This window comes from Mesorhizobium sp. B3-1-8 (assembly GCF_006439495.1).
GTDB lineage: Bacteria > Pseudomonadota > Alphaproteobacteria > Rhizobiales > Rhizobiaceae > Mesorhizobium.
This window is the reverse complement of the sequence record NZ_VFTK01000035.1, coordinates 19,862-34,137: the sequence shown is the minus strand read 5'-3', so window position 1 is coordinate 34,137 and position 14,276 is coordinate 19,862. Positions and strand designations below refer to the sequence as shown.

At 64.4% G+C, this 14,276-nt stretch carries 17 protein-coding genes and 1 pseudogene; 9 read left to right on the top strand and 9 right to left on the bottom strand.

The window, feature by feature from the left end; all coding sequences use genetic code 11:
• Window positions 1-52 precede the first annotated feature (52 nt).
• The 6 genes from ptsN to lptC form a co-directional block, all read right to left on the bottom strand.
• On the bottom strand, window positions 53-517 hold the full coding sequence (ptsN, locus tag FJ424_RS26400) for a PTS IIA-like nitrogen regulatory protein PtsN (RefSeq protein ID WP_140644559.1): 465 nt from the start codon (window positions 515-517) through the stop codon (window positions 53-55).
• A gap of 61 nt (window positions 518-578) precedes the next feature.
• Complete coding sequence (raiA, locus tag FJ424_RS26395; protein ID WP_140644560.1) at window positions 579-1,166, bottom strand: ribosome-associated translation inhibitor RaiA; 588 nt, start codon at window positions 1,164-1,166, stop codon at window positions 579-581.
• A gap of 278 nt (window positions 1,167-1,444) precedes the next feature.
• A complete protein-coding gene (gene rpoN / locus FJ424_RS26390; RefSeq protein ID WP_140658059.1) occupies window positions 1,445-2,974 on the bottom strand; it encodes an RNA polymerase factor sigma-54 in 1,530 nt (509 codons plus the stop codon).
• A gap of 191 nt (window positions 2,975-3,165) precedes the next feature.
• The gene (gene lptB, locus FJ424_RS26385) at window positions 3,166-3,984 is read right to left on the bottom strand and encodes an LPS export ABC transporter ATP-binding protein (RefSeq protein ID WP_140644562.1); all 819 of its coding nucleotides are present in this window, start codon (window positions 3,982-3,984) and stop codon (window positions 3,166-3,168) included.
• Complete coding sequence (locus FJ424_RS26380) at window positions 3,984-4,577, bottom strand: LptA/OstA family protein (protein ID WP_140658057.1); 594 nt, start codon at window positions 4,575-4,577, stop codon at window positions 3,984-3,986. The genes lptB and FJ424_RS26380 overlap by 1 nt, the downstream gene beginning before the upstream one ends.
• Entirely contained in the window at window positions 4,564-5,277 is a 714-nt protein-coding gene (gene lptC, locus FJ424_RS26375; RefSeq protein WP_140644564.1) for an LPS export ABC transporter periplasmic protein LptC, read from the bottom strand. The genes FJ424_RS26380 and lptC overlap by 14 nt, the downstream gene beginning before the upstream one ends.
• 390 nt (window positions 5,278-5,667) lie before the next feature.
• Between lptC and sppA the strand changes: the two genes are divergently transcribed.
• From sppA to FJ424_RS26355, 4 genes are all read left to right on the top strand, one after another.
• Window positions 5,668-6,624, top strand: coding sequence for a signal peptide peptidase SppA (gene sppA, locus FJ424_RS26370; RefSeq protein ID WP_140658054.1), 957 nt, complete (start codon window positions 5,668-5,670; stop codon window positions 6,622-6,624).
• A gap of 76 nt (window positions 6,625-6,700) precedes the next feature.
• Entirely contained in the window at window positions 6,701-6,985 is a 285-nt protein-coding gene (locus FJ424_RS26365) for an integration host factor subunit beta (RefSeq protein WP_027165368.1), read from the top strand.
• Window positions 6,986-7,046: 61 nt separating this feature from the next.
• Entirely contained in the window at window positions 7,047-7,376 is a 330-nt protein-coding gene (locus FJ424_RS26360; protein WP_140658052.1) for a lipopolysaccharide assembly protein LapA domain-containing protein, read from the top strand.
• A 22-nt stretch (window positions 7,377-7,398) separates the two neighbouring features.
• The gene (locus FJ424_RS26355; protein ID WP_140658051.1) at window positions 7,399-8,361 is read left to right on the top strand and encodes an ornithine cyclodeaminase family protein; all 963 of its coding nucleotides are present in this window, start codon (window positions 7,399-7,401) and stop codon (window positions 8,359-8,361) included.
• Window positions 8,362-8,431: 70 nt separating this feature from the next.
• Here the strand turns inward: FJ424_RS26355 and FJ424_RS26350 are convergent.
• From FJ424_RS26350 to FJ424_RS26340, 3 genes and pseudogenes are all read right to left on the bottom strand, one after another.
• A pseudogene (locus tag FJ424_RS26350) lies at window positions 8,432-8,856 on the bottom strand (EVE domain-containing protein).
• Window positions 8,853-9,233 (bottom strand): VOC family protein, encoded by a 381-nt coding sequence (locus tag FJ424_RS26345; protein ID WP_140658049.1) that lies wholly within the window; start codon window positions 9,231-9,233, stop codon window positions 8,853-8,855. The pseudogene FJ424_RS26350 and the gene FJ424_RS26345 overlap by 4 nt, the downstream one beginning before the upstream one ends.
• Before the next feature lie 70 nt (window positions 9,234-9,303).
• Window positions 9,304-10,014, bottom strand: coding sequence for a YafY family protein (locus FJ424_RS26340; RefSeq protein WP_140658047.1), 711 nt, complete (start codon window positions 10,012-10,014; stop codon window positions 9,304-9,306).
• 101 nt (window positions 10,015-10,115) lie between these two features.
• Here FJ424_RS26340 and FJ424_RS26335 point away from each other — a divergent pair, with 101 nt between their 5' ends.
• The 5 genes from FJ424_RS26335 to FJ424_RS26315 all read left to right on the top strand — a co-directional run bounded on the left by FJ424_RS26335 (window position 10,116) and on the right by FJ424_RS26315 (window position 14,176).
• Window positions 10,116-10,601 carry a DUF1772 domain-containing protein gene (locus tag FJ424_RS26335; protein ID WP_140658045.1) on the top strand — a complete coding sequence of 162 codons (486 nt, stop codon included), beginning with the start codon at window positions 10,116-10,118 and terminating at the stop codon, window positions 10,599-10,601.
• Window positions 10,602-10,689: 88 nt separating this feature from the next.
• On the top strand, window positions 10,690-11,772 hold the full coding sequence (locus tag FJ424_RS26330; RefSeq protein ID WP_140658043.1) for a class I SAM-dependent rRNA methyltransferase: 1,083 nt from the start codon (window positions 10,690-10,692) through the stop codon (window positions 11,770-11,772).
• Window positions 11,773-12,633 carry an RNA methyltransferase gene (locus FJ424_RS26325; RefSeq protein WP_140658041.1) on the top strand — a complete coding sequence of 287 codons (861 nt, stop codon included), beginning with the start codon at window positions 11,773-11,775 and terminating at the stop codon, window positions 12,631-12,633. It begins immediately after the preceding gene.
• A 10-nt stretch (window positions 12,634-12,643) separates the two neighbouring features.
• A complete protein-coding gene (gene lspA / locus FJ424_RS26320; protein ID WP_140658039.1) occupies window positions 12,644-13,132 on the top strand; it encodes a signal peptidase II in 489 nt (162 codons plus the stop codon).
• 54 nt (window positions 13,133-13,186) lie between these two features.
• Window positions 13,187-14,176, top strand: a complete 990-nt coding sequence (locus FJ424_RS26315) for an MDR family oxidoreductase (protein ID WP_140658037.1) — start codon at window positions 13,187-13,189, stop codon at window positions 14,174-14,176.
• The last annotated feature ends 100 nt before the right edge of the window (window positions 14,177-14,276 follow it).

Genomic DNA, 14,276 nt, shown 5'->3' with positions numbered 1-14,276 from the left:
AAATGAAAAGGGCCGCCCACGGCGACCCTCCGAAGGTTTCAATCCTAAGATTTCAGGCCGCGTGCGAGGCCTGTGTGTCCGACAGCAAGGCGTGGATCGCCACCGCGTCGCGCGTGCCCCTGATCTTGGCCACGGTGTCGGCGTCGCGCAGCACGCGCGCGATGCGCGACAGCGCCTTGAGATGGTCTGCGCCGGCGCCTTCCGGCGCAAGCAGCAGGAACACTAGGTCGACCGGCTGGTCGTCGAGCGCCTCGAAATCGACCGGCGTTTCCAGTCGGGCGAAGACGCCGGCGATCCGCTTCACGCCGGCGAGCTTGCCGTGCGGAATGGCGATGCCGTTGCCGACGCCGGTCGAGCCTAGGCGTTCGCGCTGCAGGATGGTGTCGAACACCTCCCGTTCCGGAATCCCCGAAATCGCCGAGGCCCTCTCCGACAGCAATTGCAGAAGCTGCTTTTTGGAATTCGCTTTCAACGCCGGCATGATCGCCGGGACGCTGATGAGATCACTGAGATCCATGCTTGAAAAATCCCTTGCTCGCCTGCCGCGCCAGTCGTCGCCCCCTCGCGCGGCTGGCTTTTTATCCCTGCGCGACTTTGGTCGTCGACGGATCGATCCAGCCGATATTGCCGTCCGGCCGGCGGTAGACGATGTTGAGATGGTCGGTTCCGGCGTTGCGGAACAAGAAGACCGGGCTGTCGCTGTTGTCGAGTTCGATGACCGCCGAAGCTACCGACATGGTCCGCAGCGTCATGCTTGATTCGGCGACGATGACCGGAGCGAAGTCCTCCGGAATATCTTCCTCATCGTCGGTGAGAGGAGCCATCACGGTGTAGGCGATGTCGGTCGGCTCTTCGCCATTGCCGTTGCCCGTATTGCGCGACTTCAGCCGGCGCTTGTAGCGCCGCAGCCGTGTTTCCAGGCGGTCGGCGGCCGCCTCGAAGGCCAGCGTCGGATCCTGGGCGTCGCCGGTCGCCTGCAGCGAAGCGCCGGAATCGAGCCGGACCATGCAGTCGGCGGAGAAACGCGACCCCGATTTGATGACCGTGACATGTCCTGAAAAACCCCGATCGAAATATTTCTCGATCGCCTCGCCGACCCGGTCGTTGATGCGCGTACGGAACGCATCGCCGATGTCCATGTGTTTTCCCGAAATGCGTAGATTCATCTGAAAACTGACCTTCCTTGCTCAGGCTTCAAACTGTTCCCGAGTTTATACCCGTGGTGCGCGCGCACAAGCTTTGCAGCGGCATGCGCGCCGATTTTAGACCCGAACTTTCCGGTTGATCACAAGTCGCCTTCTTGGCCGTCCGCGGCCTTGTCTGACGGACCCATTCGCAAGCTGGCATTACCGCCCTGCTCATGCGGGCGGGCTTCTAGCCACTTCATTGCGGCTTGTCAATCAAGCTTGGGAATTGTGGAGAACTGTCGAGATTCAGGGGCGGCCTAGCGGCCGGCGTTCGCCAGCGCTCGCTTCTCCCGCCGCCGCTGCACCGACGATGGGATGTTCATGCCTTCGCGGTATTTCGCGACGGTACGGCGCGCGATATCGACGCCGCTTTCCTTGAGCATGTCGACGATGGCGTCGTCGGAAAGCACGTCGGCGGGCTTTTCCTCATCGATCATCTGCTTGATGCGGTCGCGCACGGCCTCGGACGAATGCGCTTCGCCGCCTTCGGCCGAGGCGATGGACGCGGTGAAGAAATAGCGCAGCTCGAAGACGCCGCGCGGCGTCAGCATGTATTTGTTGGCGGTGACGCGGCTGACGGTCGATTCATGCATGCCGATGGCGTCGGCCACCGTGCGCAGGTTGAGCGGCTTGAGGTGGCGCACGCCGTGGACGAGGAACGCATCCTGCTGCCGCACGATCTCGGACGCCACCTTGAGGATGGTCTTGGCCCGTTGGTCGAGACTGCGCGTCAGCCAGTTGGCGTTCTGCAGGCATTCTGCGAGAAAGTCCTTTTCCGCCTGGTCCTTGGCGTGGCTCGAAATGCGGGCGAAGTAGACATTGTCCACCAGCACGCGCGGCAGCGTGTCGGCGTTGAGCTCCACCGCCCAGCTGCCGTCATTGGCGGCGCGGACCTCGACATCGGCGACGATCGCATCGCTCGCGCCGCCCGAAAACGCCAGGCCGGGGCGCGGATCGAGCGCGCGGATCTCGGCCAGCATGTCGAGCAGATCCTCCTCGTCGACGCCGCAGATGCGTTTCAGCGTCTGGAAATCCCGCCGCGCCAGAAGCTCGAGGTTGGCGACCAGCGCCTTCATCGCCGGATCGAGCCGGTCGCGCGCAGCAAGCTGCAGCGACAGGCACTCGGCAAGGTCGCGCGCGAAAAGTCCCACCGGCTCGAAGGTCTGGCAGACGCCAAGCACATGCGCCATCGCCGCCTTATCCGCGCCGAGCCGGACCGCGATCTCATCGAGTTCGGTGCGCAAATAACCGGCTTCGTCGAGCCCGTCGGCCAGCTCACCCGCGATCAGCCGCTCGCCGGGGCTGAGCGAAGCAAGCGCGATCTGCTCGCCGACATGCTCGCGCAGCGTAATGGCGGCCGCGGCCATGTCGCCGACGTCGAACCCCTCGGACGATGCTGCGCCCGCGCCGCCCCCAGCGGCCGACTTCCATTGCGCCGTGAGATCCGGCCCCAGCCTCTCGCTGGTGCCTGGATCGTCGGGAAACAGGTTCTCCAGGGAAGAATCGAGCTTTTGCGAGATCGCTTCCGCGCTCCACTCCGTCTCGCCCTCGAACCAATCGCCTTCGGTATCCTTTTCCGGCGACGCCTCGCTTTTCTGGGATAGATCGCCGGCGGCATCGTCCTGCGGTTCGGCCCGTTCCAGCAGCGGGTTGCGCTCGATCTCCTCGTCGATGAAGCGCTCGAGCTCGACATGGGTGAGCTGCAGCAGCCGGATCGACTGCATCAGCTGCGGCGTCATCACCAGCGACTGGGACTGTCTGAGCTGCAGTTTGGCTGCCAGCGCCATGGTGTGATTCAAACGCCTCGTCTACGCATCGGACTGTGCCGAAGCAGATTTTCCCGGCCAGGCATAGAAACTGGCCCGGCTTTTGCTTGTCAAGGAAAACGCTAGCAGTTGCGGCTTACCGGAGCGTTATCGAGCGCTAAAATGACCGAAAACCGTGACGCGGCCATCGAAACCGCGTCGGAACCCGCGGGTCAGAGCGTAAAACCCTCGCCGAGATAGAGACGCCGCACATCGGCGTTGGCGACGATCTCATCGGCGCGGCCATGCGTCAGCACCTGGCCGGCATGGATGATGTAGGCGCGGTCGATCAGGCCGAGCGTCTCGCGCACATTGTGGTCGGTGATCAAGACGCCGATGCCGCGCGCCGTGAGATGGCGAACGAGCTGCTGGATGTCGGCGACGGCGATCGGGTCGATGCCGGCGAAGGGCTCGTCGAGCAGCATATAGGCCGGCCGCGTCGCCAGCGCCCGCGCGATTTCAAGGCGACGCCGTTCGCCGCCCGACAGCGACATGGACGGCGCCTTGCGCAGATGGCTGATGTGAAACTCCTCGAGCAGTTCGTCGAGCGTGCGCTCGCGTTCCTTGCGGCTCTTTTCCACCACCTCCAGCACGGCGCGAATGTTCTGCTCGACATTCAGGCCGCGAAAGATCGACGCTTCCTGCGGCAGGTAGCCGATGCCGAGGCGGGCCCGCCGGTACATCGGCATCGAGGTGACATCGAAGCCGTCGATCTCGATCGAACCTTCGTCGACGGGAACAAGGCCGGTGACCATGTAGAAACAGGTCGTCTTGCCTGCGCCGTTGGGGCCGAGCAGGCCGACCGCCTCGCCGGCGCGCACGCCGAGCGTCACCCCGCTCACCACCTTGCGGCCCTTGTAGCTCTTGGTCAGGCCCTTGGCGATCAGGGTGCCCTTGAACTTCGCCTTGTCGGTGCCGACCGTCGCCGGCGCAGCGGGTTGTGCGGCCGCCCGTCCCGGAAGACGGGCCAGCAGCGAAGTCACGCCGGCCATTAGTTGCTCGACGCTCCCTGCTGCTGCGCGTCCTGTTTCTGCGGCTTGAACATCATGATGACGCGCGGACAGCCCTCGACGTTGCCGAGGCCGCTCTTCATCTGCACGGTGAGCTTGCAGCCCTTGAGCACATTGTCGCCCTGCGACAGCACCACTTCCTTACCCGAAAGCACCAGCACCTGCGTCTTCATGTCGAATTTGCCGGTGTCGCCGGTGGCGATCTGGTCGTTCGATTTGATGTAGACTTTGTTCTCGACCTCGAGGTGGTCGATATTGGCCGCGCCCGTCATCGCCGATGCGCCGGCCGCCGCGCTTTTGTCAGCTTTTGGGTCCTTGACGTAGTAGACCGTCATCTTGCCGGCTTTGAGCAGGGTCGGCCCCTGATTGACGGTGACATTGCCGCTGAATATGGCCATGCTGTCGGCCTGGCGGACCTCAAGCTTATCGCTTTCGATCTGGATCGGCTGGTCGCCTGACAGTTTCAACCCCGGGATCTGGCTGGTCGCGCTCGATTGCGCGAACGAATGCACGGTTGCCAAAAGCAGCAATGCGGAAGCAGCGCCCGGAAGCCATGCGGATTTACTGCGACGCATTCTGTTCTCCACCGTTTACCCCCGCTGCCTTCAGCGCGGTTGGATCTATGTTGACGCGAACCCGGTTCTCGAAGACCACGAGCCTGCCATTGTCCTCGACCGACATCGAGTCCGCGGTGATGCGCGACCCGCCACGGCTGACGTCGACCGGATTGCTCGTCTTCATAGAGCCTTTGCCCATGTCTAGGAAGATCGATTTGAACTTCGCCACTAGGCCGTCCGTCGTCGTCACGCTGACCTCGCTGGTCAGGTCCATCGTATTGGCGTCGCGATTGTAGATACCGTGCGCGGCGTCGACCGACACGATGTTGTCGGTAGCGACGGGCAGTTTGGCATTGATGCCGTCGAGGTCGATGACGGCTTGCTGCCCGACATCCTGCGTCGCCCTGGTCGCCGTCAGCGAATAGGGCAGCTTCTGCTTGGTGAAGCCGTTGAGCTTCGGATTGGCCATCACCAGCTTGCCGTCGGAGAACGCCGTGCCATCGGCCTGCACCGAGACGGACAGGGGCGCCTTGAGGTAGGAGTAGACCGGAAAGGCGACGGCGATCGCGACAGCGAGCAGCGGCACGGCGAATTTCAGCACGCGGACGCGGCGCGAGTGCCGCTGCGCGCGGTTGAAGGCATCGCCACGCGTGCCGTCTTGGCTCGCGGGAGCCGATGCCTCACCGGCATCGCTCGTTTCGTCAGATCGCGCCAACATGACTTTTCTAATGGACCTTTGCCCGCCCAAACACCGCCTATAGGTGGTATGCCGGCACCTACAAGCAAGCACAAGCGGAGGAAAACTGCAAAAATGTGACAACTGCCGCCCGCAAAATCGAGAGGAATCCGGCGAGACGGCTTGTACTTCATAGCAGATACGGACTGCTTGCGTTAATTTTTCGTGAGGCCGGCGTCAACGCCGAAGCCCCAAACCAGGTCTTTCAAGGCAATTCCAGGACAAGTCCGAGCGGTTTTCCGACGGGAATTGCATCAGGACAAGGAATAGTGCGTATCACCATTCCGTGAAGCGGTGACCGCTCCAGGAAACGGTAGCCGTGCGCCGAGGCTTGCTTTAAAAGCGTGCTTCCACCCATCCACGAGGCTGACGATGGCAATGAGAGCCGACGACCTGATCGACCGCCGCCGCTTGCGCCGCAAGCTGACGTTCTGGCGCGTCGCCGCGTTTCTGGTTCTGGCGGCTGCAATTATCGCCTTCTCGGCCTGGGTCTATGACGACAATTTTACCGGCCGGGCAGTGCCTCATATCGCCAAGGTCAAGATTGAAGGCACCATCACCGAAGACGAGGAACTACTCAAAAGGCTGGAAGCTATCCGCACGTCGCCGGAGGTGAAGGGCGTCATCCTCTCGATCGATTCGCCCGGAGGCACCACGGTCGGCGGAGAGTCGATCTTCGATCAGGTGCGCAAGCTTGCCGGCGACAAGCCGGTGGTGGCCGAAGTCGGCACGCTGGCGGCATCCGCCGGCTACATGATCGCCAGCGCCGCCGACCACATCGTCGCCCGCAAGACCTCCATCGTCGGCTCTATCGGGGTGCTGATCCAGTATCCGGACGTCAGCGGCCTCATGGATAAGCTCGGCATCAAGCTTGAGGAAGTGAAATCGTCGCCGCTCAAGGCTTCGCCCTCGCCCTTCAAGCCGACCAATGACGACGAGCGCGCCATGGTGCGCAAGCTGATCCTCGACAGTTACGACTGGTTCGTCGGCATCGTCGCCGACCGCCGCAAGATGACGCATGATCAGGCGCTGGCGCTGGCCGACGGCTCGATCTTCACCGGCCGCCAGGCTTTGGCCAACCATCTGGTCGACGCCGTCGGCGGCGAGCAGGAGGCGATCGACTGGCTGGCGACAAAGGGCGTGGACGGCAAGCTCAAGGTCGTCGAGTGGAAGGACAAGGACAGGCGCGGCGGTTTCCTGTTTTCCCAGTCGATGGCAAAAATGGCGGCCAAGGCCCTCGGCCTGCCCGATGCCGGCGGCGATGTCATTCACGAGCTCGGTGCCGACCGCTTGTTTCTTGACGGTCTCGTTTCGGTCTGGCACCCTTGAGGGCCGTTGGTACCAGCCAAAAAAGCAATAAAATCATCCTGATAATCGATCGCTGTGGTTTTACGGGGAACGTTGTATGATCAAATCCGAGCTTGTGCAGATCATTGCTGCACGCAACCCGCACCTTTTTCTGCGCGATGTCGAAAACATCGTCGGCGCGATCTTTGACGAGATCACCGATGCGCTTGCCGAGGGCAACCGGGTCGAATTGCGCGGTTTCGGCGCCTTTTCGGTGAAAAACCGTCCCGCCCGCACCGGCCGCAACCCGCGCACCGGCGAATCCGTCGAAGTCGAGGAAAAGTGGGTGCCGTTCTTCAAGACCGGCAAGGAGTTGCGCGAAAGGCTGAACGGCGGCAAATAGGCGCCGCGCCGGCGGGTTGAAACGGGATCTTGGCGCAAAGCGGCTTCACCATGGAGATCTGATGTTCAATCGCTTCATCCTCGTCGTGGTCTTCGTGCCGCTGGCAATCATCCTGATCGCGCTCGCCGTCGCCAACCGCGGCGCCGTCGCCTTCACGGTCGACCCATTCCATCCCGGCAACCCGGCGCTGACGCTGAGCCTGCCGCTTTTCATCCTCCTGTTCCTGGCTTTGGCCATCGGCATGGTCGTCGGCAGCCTGGCCACCTGGGTGAAGCAGGGGCGCTACCGCAAGCTCGCGCGCCAGCGCGGCCTGGAAGCCGAAAACCTGCGCCAGGCGGTGAGCCGCCCGCCCGTGGCGCCCAATGGACCGGCGCTGCCCAAAGCGAACTAGCTAACGCCTCACGGAGCCTCCGATGCTGACCATTTCGGCCGCCGAGGTCGACCGCGCGCTGACCTTTCCGGGCCTTGTCGAGACATTGCGCACCGCCTTCCGCGAAGGCGCCGTGCAGCCGGTTCGCCATCATCATGGCGTGGCGCGCCCGGATGGCGCCGCCTCGACCCTGCTTTTGATGCCGGCCTGGACCGACTTCAACGCCGCCGGCACCTCTGCGGGAGGCCATATCGGCGTCAAGATCGTCACCGTGTCGCCGGACAACAACACAAAAGGCAAGCCGGCGGTGATGGGCCTCTACCTTTTGCTGGACGGCGTCACCGGCGAGCCGCAGGCGTTGATCGACGGCCAGCGGCTGACCCAGTGGCGCACGACCTGCGCCTCGGCGCTCGCCGCCTCCTATCTCGCCCGCAAGGACGCCTCGCGGCTTCTGGTGATCGGCGCCGGCGCGCTGTCGCCCTTCCTTGCCAAGGCGCATTCAGCGGTCCGGCCGATCACATCCATCCGCATCTGGAACCGCACGCCCGCCAACGCCGAAAAGGTGGCGGCCGCCTTGCGCGCCGAAGGCCTTCCGGCGAGTGCCGCCGGCGATCTCGACGCCGAGCTTGCCGAGGCCGACATCGTCGCCTCGGCGACGATCTCGAACACGCCGCTGGTCAAGGGCGCGCTGCTGAAACCGGGCACCCATGTCGATCTCGTCGGCGGCTTCACGCCCGATATGCGCGAGGCCGATGACGACGCCATTTCCCGTGCCCGCGTCTATGTCGACACCCGCGCCGGCGCCACCAAGGAGGCGGGCGACATCGTCCAGCCGCTGGCCTCGGGCGTGCTGAAGCCGGAAGCGATCGTCGCCGATCTGCACGAACTCGCGCGCGGCGAGAAACAGGGCCGGCAAGACGACAGCGAGATCACACTGTTCAAGTCGGTTGGCGCGGCGCTTGAGGATCTCGCCGCCGGTATCGCCGTCTACAAGGCGCTCAAGTAGCCGCTAATGCATGTCGCGCAAAAGTGGCCTCGGTTTTGCGACAACGACATGCATCAAGCAACGACCTAATTTAGGTCAGGTTGGCTCCCATCGCTTCGCTGATCAGCCGGAAATCGCGCTCGCTGATCTCGAACAGGCCGAAGCGCAACTGGTAGCCCCAGTTCGGCTTGCCGGCGGTAAAATCCAGCCTGTCGAGCAACGGCTTGATCGGCGCTTCCTTGGCCTCGCGCCAGTCGACGTCGCGCCGCGCAGGCGTGAACCCGCCGCCCATGACGCCCTCATAGACTTCCCCTTGCCGCACCGTGCCTATCGCCGTGAAGGATTGCAGCCCGTCCTTCTCGCGAGCACGGTGCTCGGCGAGTAGTAGACGATGCCGTCGCCCGGCTTGATACGGCGCAACGGGGCCGCCTTGCCGTGATTGACCTGCATGAAGCCATCTTTGCGGCCGATCCGCACGTGCTCGGCCGATGCGACGGCAACCCAGAAGGCGCTCATCCTTGCGCTCCCTCGAACGGCCAGTAGACGCGCAGACGATGATTGTCCGGATCGAGCGCGACGAAGGTACGGCCGAAATCGAGATCGGTTGGGGCCTGCAGCGCGTTGAGGCCTTTGCCAGTCCAATCCGCGTGGGTGGCATCGACCGCCGCCGCGTTCTCGACGACAAGCACAAGCTCGCCACCACCGCCTGTGGCCGTCGCAGCCGGCTCCACCGTGTGGCGTGACCAGAGGCCGAGCTTGAAACCCTTGTCGAGCACGAACATCGCGAAGGTCGGCGAGGATTCGACCGGCTCGCGTCCAAGCAACGAGGCGTAGAACGCACCGCTCCTTTCCGGGCTGTCGACATAGAGGATGACGAAATTCGGCGTGGTCATGTCTGATCTCCAAAGTGTCTGAACCTTGGGAACCATACGTGGGCCTGCTGTCAGATTCTGGCAGCAGCGATCAGCCGGAAGCGTCTTTCGCTCCATTCTGGCCCGGCGCATCGAGCGTCGCCCGCCACTCTTTCAGCATCGCCTGGCGGCGGCGCGGATAGCGGATGTCGGTCGCTGTCAGGTCGGATATCCGGTCGGCGCGGAAATGCCGGAAATCCTGGCGCGTCTCGCACCACGCCGCCATCACCCGCACCTTGTCGAAGAAGGCGAGCGCGAATGGCCAGACCACGCGCTTCGACGTCGAACCGCCGGCATCGCGATAAAGGAAACCGAGCTTGCGCTCCTCGCGGATCGCCTGCCGCACGACACCGAGGTCGATCGTTTCGACGCTTTCCGATCGCGGTCCGACAAGCAGCGTTGTTGCGTCGAGGTCCTCGCGCAAATCATCCGGCAGCACCGCCGCGATCTTTGCCAGCGCATCGGCCGCGGCGGCGGCCAACCTTTTATCCGGCTGCTTCGCCACCCAGCGCGACCCGAGCACGATCGCCTCGATCTCCTCGTCGCTGAACATCAAAGGCGGCAGCATGAAGCCGGGCTTCAGCACATAGCCAAGCCCGGCCTCGCCTTCGATCGGCGCGCCCTGCCCCTGCAGCGTCGCGATATCGCGATAGAGCGTGCGGATCGAGACGCCCATCTCGTCCGCAAGCATGCGGCCACTCACCGGCCGGCGGTGGCGGCGCAGGATCTGGACAAGGTCGAGCAGGCGGGCTGAACGGGACATGATTGCCTAACAGGTGTGCTGGACAATAGGGCTGGCCCGCACATCACGGCAAGCAGACCGATGCCACGGAACGCCTGCGTCCTGTTCCCGTTGTCTCCGCAATGGAGATGCGCGGATTCCTGCTGTTCTGGTCGGTGCTGACTGCTTTCGTCGCGGCGCTCAGCCTTGGGCCCTCCTTTGCCCATGTGCTGGAATCGCTGCCAAGGTTGACCAGATGGTCGCCGGCGCTCTGGCGTGAGGCGACGGTTTTCAACGCGCAGTTCCAGCTCTTTGCCGTGATCGGAGCGCCGTTGGACGTCGTGGCGATCCTTTGTCCGGCGCTGCTTGCCTGGATGCTGCGTCGAGACCCGCTTGCCTTCCGATTCGTGCTCGCCGCCGCATTGCTTTATGCGGCCTCGCTGGCGCTCTGGTTCGGCCTCGTCAAACCCGCCAACGACAGTCTTGCGACCTGGGCGCCCGGACCGATCCCAGACGATTTCGAGGCCGTCCGGCTCCGTTGGGAAACCGGCCACATGGCGGTGACCGTGGCGAAGGCGCTTGGCTTCATTTCGCTTTGTTTCGGCCTGCTCGGTCTCCGGCAAGGCTGATGACCCCACCATTGAATGAGCCGCGCTTTGTTGCGCCGGTGGGCTGAGCTGTGGCAGAAGCGGGCCGAACCGCCGGAGATGATCTTTCTTGAAATCTTTTCGCGACAAACGCCGCGATGGCCGCGCGCATCCCGCAAGGGCGGAACAGCCCCGCCCGCGTGATGCGTCCCCGGCCGGACGGCAGCAGGCCGCACCCGCCGAGCGACGTGAAACGAGACCGGCGGACCGGCAGGACGCCAAACCGGCGCCGCGCGTGCTCGCGCGCCGCGAGGGCGTGCTGCCCGCCGAGCGCCTGCCATTGATCCTCGAAGTCGCGCCCAACGCCGATTACGCGCTGCTGGACAGCGGCGCCGGCGAGAAGCTCGAGCAATACGGCCCCTACCGCATCGTGCGTCCCGAAGGCCAGGCGATCTGGCAGCGGGCCCTTCCGGCGAAGGAGTGGCAGCGCGCCGACGCCATCTTTACCGGCGACACCGATGAGGAAGGCATCGGCCGCTGGCGCTTTCCTAAGGCGCCGCTTGGCGAAACCTGGCCGATGAAGCATGACGGCATCGACTATCTCGGCCGTTTCACCTCGTTTCGTCACGTCGGCGTCTTTCCGGAACAGGCTTCGCATTGGGACCATATGGCGGGGCTGATCGCTGCGGCGAAGCGTCCGGTCAAGGTGCTGAACCTGTTCGGCTATACCGGTCTTGCCTCGCTGGTGGCGGCCCGCGCCGGCGCCGAAGTCACCCATGTCGATGCCTCGAAGAAGGCGATCGGCTGGGCGCGCGAGAACCAGGAAATGGCCGGCTTTGCCGACAAGCCGATCCGCTGGATCGTCGAGGACGCGGTGAAGTTCGCGGAGCGCGAGGAGCGCCGCGGCAGCCGCTACGACATCGTGCTGTTCGATCCGCCGGCCTATGGCCGCGGCCCCAAGGGCGAGGTCTGGCAATTGTTCGAGGACCTGCCGGGCCTCACCGACCTCTGCCGCTCAATCCTGACGCCGAAGCCGCTCGCCGTCGTTCTCACCGCCTATTCGATCCGCGCCTCCTTCTTCGCCATCCATGCGCTGATGCGCGATACCTTCGCCGGCATGGGCGGCACGATCGAATCCGGCGAACTGATCATTCGCGAGAAATCGGCCGGCCGCGTGCTGTCGACCTCGCTGTTCTCGCGCTGGGTGGCTTGAATGACGGCACATGACGGCGCGCGCCCTGTCGGGCAGGTCAAGGAAGTCACTAGCCTTGCCAATCCCCTGGTCAAGGACATCAAGGCGCTGGCGCTCAAGAAATTCCGCGACCAGCAGAACGCCTTCATGGCCGAGGGCCTGAAGCTGGTCATCGACGCGCTGGACCTCGGCTGGTCGATCAGGACCTTGGTCTTCGCCAAGGCCGGACGCGGCAACGCGGCCGTCGAAAAGACCGCCGCGCGGACCGTTGCCGCCGGCGGCACGGTGCTCGAAGTCTCGGAAAAGGTGCTCGCGGCCATCACCCGTCGTGAAAACCCGCAAATGGTGGTCGGTGTCTTTGCGCAGCAGACCGTGCCGCTGAAGGACATCCGCGCCAGGGACGGCGACGTCTGGGTGGCGCTCGACCGGGTGCGCGACCCGGGCAATCTCGGCACCGTGATCCGCACCGTCGACGCCGTCGGCGCCAAGGGCGTCATCCTGGTCGGCGACACCACCGACCCGTTCTCGCTGGAGACGGTGCGCGCCACCATGGGCTCGATCTTCGCCGTGCCGGTCGCCAGGGCGACCGAGCAGGCCTTCCTTGCCTGGCGGCGCGATTTTTCCGGCCTGGTCGCCGGAACGCACCTCAAGGGGGCGGTCGACTATCGCTCCGTCGACTTCTCCAGGGGGCCGGTCTTGCTGCTGATGGGCAGCGAGCAGCAGGGCCTGCCGGACAGCCTCGCCGAAAGCTGCGACCGGCTGCTCAGAATCCCCCAGGCAGGCCGGGCCGATTCGCTCAATCTGGCGGTCGCCACCGGCGTGATGTTGTTCGAGATCCGGCGCGGCGCGTTGAGGCTCGAGCCTGCCAACGACAGCCGATGAGGACTGCTACGTGAAATCCTGGTCCCCTTACGTCGTGCTGGTCGTCATCGCCATTGCGCTCGACCAGTGGATCAAGCAACTGGTCGAGAACGGTCTCGCCTTTCAGGACAAGGTCGATCTCCTGCCGTTCCTGGCGCTGTTCCGCACCTACAACACCGGCATCGCCTTCTCGATGTTCCAGTCCTTCGGCGATACCGGCCTGGTGGTCATCGCCGTGCTGGTCGTCGCCTTCGTGCTCTACCTCGCCGCGCGCACGCCTGCCGGTCATGTCGTCGCCCGCATCGGCTTTGCGCTCATCATCGGCGGCGCGCTCGGCAATCTCATCGACCGCGCCGTCTACGGCCACGTCATCGACTACATCCTGTTCCATACGCCCGTCTGGTCCTTCGCGGTGTTCAATCTCGCCGATGCCTTCATCTCGGTCGGCGCCGCGCTTGTCGTCTTCGACGAGCTGATCGGCTGTGGCCGCGAGGCCAAGCCGCAGGATCCGGGCAATTGACCTCACGCGGTTGAAACCGCAGACTTCTCAACAGCCAGAACCGAGGAGAAAAAAATGTCGGATACCTTCAAAGCCATCCTCGTTTCGCGCGATGCGGAGAAGAAGCAGTCCGTCGATGTCGTCGACCTCACCGAGGCCGACCTGATGGAAGGCGATGTCACCGTCGCCGTCGAGGCGACGACGGTGAACTACAAGGACGGGCTCGCCATCACCGGCAAGGCGCCGGTCGTGCGCCGCTGGCCGCTGGTTCCAGGTATCGATCTCGCCGGCACAGTGATCTCCTCCTCGCATGCCGACTGGCGCAAGGGTGACAAGGTGATCCTCAACGGCTGGGGCGTCGGCGAGACGCATCACGGCGCCTATGCCGGCCGAGCGCGCGTCAAGGGCGACTGGCTGGTGCCGCTGCCCGAGGGCATGAGCGCGCATGATGCGATGGCCGTCGGCACGGCGGGCTACACGGCAATGCTCTCCGTCATGGCGCTGGAGCGGCACGGCATCGTGCCGGACCGCGGCCCGGTGGTGGTGACGGGCGCCGCCGGCGGCGTCGGCTCCGTCGCGATCTCGATCCTGTCGAGCCTCGGCTACCATGTCATCGCCTCGACCGGCCGCAACGCCGAGAGCCCCTATCTGATCGACCTCGGCGCGGCCGAGGTGATCTCGCGCGAGGAGCTCAGCCAGCCGGCGAAACCGCTTGCCAAGGAGCGCTGGGCGGGCGGCGTCGACTCGGTCGGCAGCCATACCTTGGCCAATGCGCTGTCGATGACCTCCTATGGCGGCGCGATCGCCGCTTGCGGTCTGGCCGGCGGCATGGACCTGCCGGGAAGCGTCGCGCCCTTCATCCTGCGTGGCGTCTCGCTGCTTGGCATCGATTCGGTGATGGCGCCGAAGCCGGTCCGCCTGGAGGCATGGCGCCGCATCGGCACCGATCTCGACTTGAAGAAGCTGTCGACATTGTCGCGCACGATCGGTTTCGACGGCATTGTCGCCGCCGCGCGCGACATCGTCGAAGGCAAGATCAGGGGCCGCGTCGTCGTCGATATGTAGCTGGGAATGGCGGTTTCGCCCGCGCATGCGGTGGTTAGAATCCGCGCAATCGCTAAAATTCGAACGATCCGTCCCAGTCTTCCATAATTTCTGTCTGGCA

What these genes read in the sequence shown, in the direction of transcription:
- ptsN (WP_140644559.1), bottom strand. Translation starts at nt 517, where the DNA reads ATGGATCTCAGTGATCTCATCAGCGTCCCGGCGATCATGCCGGCGTTG.
- raiA (WP_140644560.1), bottom strand. Translation starts at nt 1,166, where the DNA reads ATGAATCTACGCATTTCGGGAAAACACATGGACATCGGCGATGCGTTC.
- rpoN (WP_140658059.1), bottom strand. Translation starts at nt 2,974, where the DNA reads ATGGCGCTGGCAGCCAAACTGCAGCTCAGACAGTCCCAGTCGCTGGTG.
- lptB (WP_140644562.1), bottom strand. Translation starts at nt 3,984, where the DNA reads ATGGCCGGCGTGACTTCGCTGCTGGCCCGTCTTCCGGGACGGGCGGCC.
- FJ424_RS26380 (WP_140658057.1), bottom strand. Translation starts at nt 4,577, where the DNA reads ATGCGTCGCAGTAAATCCGCATGGCTTCCGGGCGCTGCTTCCGCATTG.
- lptC (WP_140644564.1), bottom strand. Translation starts at nt 5,277, where the DNA reads ATGTTGGCGCGATCTGACGAAACGAGCGATGCCGGTGAGGCATCGGCT.
- sppA (WP_140658054.1), top strand. Translation starts at nt 5,668, where the DNA reads ATGGCAATGAGAGCCGACGACCTGATCGACCGCCGCCGCTTGCGCCGC.
- FJ424_RS26365 (WP_027165368.1), top strand. Translation starts at nt 6,701, where the DNA reads ATGATCAAATCCGAGCTTGTGCAGATCATTGCTGCACGCAACCCGCAC.
- FJ424_RS26360 (WP_140658052.1), top strand. Translation starts at nt 7,047, where the DNA reads ATGTTCAATCGCTTCATCCTCGTCGTGGTCTTCGTGCCGCTGGCAATC.
- FJ424_RS26355 (WP_140658051.1), top strand. Translation starts at nt 7,399, where the DNA reads ATGCTGACCATTTCGGCCGCCGAGGTCGACCGCGCGCTGACCTTTCCG.
- FJ424_RS26345 (WP_140658049.1), bottom strand. Translation starts at nt 9,233, where the DNA reads ATGACCACGCCGAATTTCGTCATCCTCTATGTCGACAGCCCGGAAAGG.
- FJ424_RS26340 (WP_140658047.1), bottom strand. Translation starts at nt 10,014, where the DNA reads ATGTCCCGTTCAGCCCGCCTGCTCGACCTTGTCCAGATCCTGCGCCGC.
- FJ424_RS26335 (WP_140658045.1), top strand. Translation starts at nt 10,116, where the DNA reads ATGGAGATGCGCGGATTCCTGCTGTTCTGGTCGGTGCTGACTGCTTTC.
- FJ424_RS26325 (WP_140658041.1), top strand. Translation starts at nt 11,773, where the DNA reads ATGACGGCACATGACGGCGCGCGCCCTGTCGGGCAGGTCAAGGAAGTC.
- FJ424_RS26315 (WP_140658037.1), top strand. Translation starts at nt 13,187, where the DNA reads ATGTCGGATACCTTCAAAGCCATCCTCGTTTCGCGCGATGCGGAGAAG.